We start from the raw sequence: 1,557 nt of genomic DNA on the forward strand, positions 1-1,557 counted from the left end.
AGAGAAATACAAAGTGAATTTCTACCTGATTTAGATGAAAATAGACCAAAGAAAAAGGGAAGACCTAAAAAAGTAGTTTATATTCATAGGGAACGTTCATTGTATCAAGGAAGAATATTAGATTTAGTAAAACTATGTGAACTAAGAAATTATGATGTAAAAGGACATAGAGAAACAATATTATTCTTGTATAGATACTATTTATGTTACTTCTATGAAGATGAACAAAAAGCCTTAGAAGACGTTCTAGAACTTAATAAGGAATTTATACAACCATTAAATGAGAAAGAGCTTATAATGGCAACGAATAGTGCAGAGAAGGTATTTAAGGCAAAGGACAAGCAGTATAAATACAAAAATGAAACACTTATAGAGCTACTAGAAATATCAGAGTATGAACAAACTCATATGAAGATTATTATTGGTAATGAAGAATATAAGCGAAGAAATAATGAGTATAACAAGAATAAATATAAGAAAAAACTTAAAGAATTAGGTAAAATGACAAAGCAAGAAGAGTTAGATGTTTTAAGGAAAAAAATAAAAGCCCTTAGAGAGAAAGGGCTTAAAAATAAAGATATTGCAGAAAGTTTAAATATTCCTTTAAAAACATTAAAACGTCATATTACCTATATGAAAAAGAATGGCTTATTGACGTAAGTCATTCTTTTAATATTATGTTTTATAAATGAATTTTAACATGATATTAAATAAAAAAAAAGGTCTCATTTTTTTTCAGCTTGTATTATAGGGTACGTAGTACCTGTTACTAGAAAGGGGATTTGTATGGATGAAAAAAAGTTATGGCAAAAGATAAGTGGCAGTATTACTTTTTATTTAAAAGATTATGATAGAAGTAAAAGTAATGAAGAACTTTTGGAGGATTATTTAGATTATGTTTTACCAGATGATTTAGGAGATGATGGAGTACGTAGGTATTTAGATAAGCAAACATTTAAGTATGTAGAAGTAAATAAAGAGTTAGAAGAAAAAGCAATTAATGCATTTATAGAAAGATTAAACAAGAGAAGATCTAAGGAAGAACCAATAGAAAAAGTTGAAGAAAAAAGAGTTTATAAAAACAATTTATTTAGTTTTGAAGAGTACAAAAATAGGAAATAAATTTAGATTAAAACAATAAAAAAAATTATAGAATTTATAAAAATAAAAATCAGTTTTACATTAAAAATATCTTTATGTAAGATTGATTTTTTTTATTTATAACAAAATAAAAAATAGATAAAACAACGGACGTTTTATTTTATCTTGAAGTGATTTTTCTTCAATGGAAAATAAATAAGGAGGGCGTTAGCAACAAGCCACTTTAGTGGTGCGTTAGAGTAAAGAAAAATAAAAAAATTGATTGTTAAAAGTTTATTTAGTTAGATTATGATATTAATTTTTGGAGGTGAATCTGGGGGTGATTGGGGGTTAAATAGGGGTGATTGGGGGTTAAATAGGGGTTATGAGGGGGTTAAATTTACCCCATAGTTTATATTTCTTGTCACCAAGTTAATTTATTAACTTTTAGAGTATTGCTAGGCTTTGCCTAGCTCA

The 1,557-nt window shown here is 26.5% G+C and carries 2 protein-coding genes; both read left to right on the plus strand.

The features are described 5' to 3' along the window. Positions 1 to 660: hypothetical protein (locus H8923_RS16895; RefSeq protein ID WP_330596696.1), on the plus strand; the 660-nt coding region annotated here is incomplete at its 5' end. Positions 661 to 786: 126 nt separating this feature from the next. Beyond that, positions 787 to 1,122: a hypothetical protein gene (locus tag H8923_RS16900; RefSeq protein ID WP_153973207.1), complete on the plus strand. Its 336-nt coding sequence runs from the start codon at positions 787 to 789 to the stop codon at positions 1,120 to 1,122. The last annotated feature ends 435 nt before the right edge of the window (positions 1,123 to 1,557 follow it).

Source organism: Romboutsia faecis (genome assembly GCF_014323405.1).
Taxonomy (GTDB): Bacteria; Bacillota; Clostridia; order Peptostreptococcales; family Peptostreptococcaceae; genus Romboutsia_E; species Romboutsia_E faecis.